Below are 906 nucleotides of genomic sequence, written 5' to 3'. Positions count from 1 at the left end.
ACAGGTCGACGCGCTTCAGGCATTCGCCGGCGGCGCGGCGGATCGTGCGGGCGTCCATCGTGTGGGCCGCCAGCGTCAGGTCGCGCGTGACGATCTTGAAATCGTCGAAGCGCAGCTTGATGCCGATCGTCTTGCCGGCATAGCCCTTGCGCGCCAGGTCGCCGGCCAGCTCCACGCACAGCTCGGTGAAGATGGCCGACAGCGCCGGCCGGTCGCGCACCGCGTGCAGGTCGCGGTCGAAGGTGGTCTCGCGGCTGATCGACTTCGGCTCGCTGTACGTCACCACCGCGCGCTCGTCGCGGCCATGCGAGGCCTCGTGCAGCCACGCGCCGTAGCTCCTGCCGAAGTGCTCGACCAGCCAAGCCGGGTCGGCCGCGGCGATGTCGCCGATGGTGTGCAGGCCGAAGCCGGCCAGCTTCTCGCTCGCCTTCGGGCCGATGCCGTTGACCTTCTTCGCGGCCAGCGGCCAGATGCGCGCGGGAATCTCGTCGAACGACAGCAGCGTCAGCCCGTTCGGCTTGTCGAGCTCGGAGCACAGCTTGGACAGCAGCTTGTTCGGCGTGATGCCCACCGAGCAGGTCAGGCCGGTGGCGTCGAACACCGCGTCTTTCAGCGCCTGGCCGAGGCTGCGGCCGGCGTCGTGCTGCGCACCGGGCACGTCGGTCAGGTCGATGTAGATCTCGTCGATGCCGCGGTCCTCGACCACCGGCGCGATCTGCCGCACCGCGGCCTTGAACAGGCGCGAGTAGCGGCGGTATTCGTCGAAGTCGACCGGCAGCAGGATCGCGTCGGGCGCGAGCGCGGCGGCCTTCATCATGCCCATCGCCGAGTACACGCCGAGCGCGCGCGCCGCGTAGGTGGAGGTGGTGATGACGCCGCGGCCGGTGTAGTCGCGCAGCTTCGCGT

Annotated in this window: 1 protein-coding gene; it reads right to left on the bottom strand. The window is 69.9% G+C overall.

The features are described 5' to 3' along the window. Positions 1-906: DNA polymerase Y family protein (locus tag AC1D15_RS34695; RefSeq protein ID WP_477829648.1), on the bottom strand; the 906-nt coding region annotated here is incomplete at both ends.

The organism is Rhizobacter sp. P2_H2, from assembly GCF_056403375.1.
Note: the sequence above shows the minus strand (reverse complement) of the source record. Positions and strands in the feature narration are given on the sequence as shown.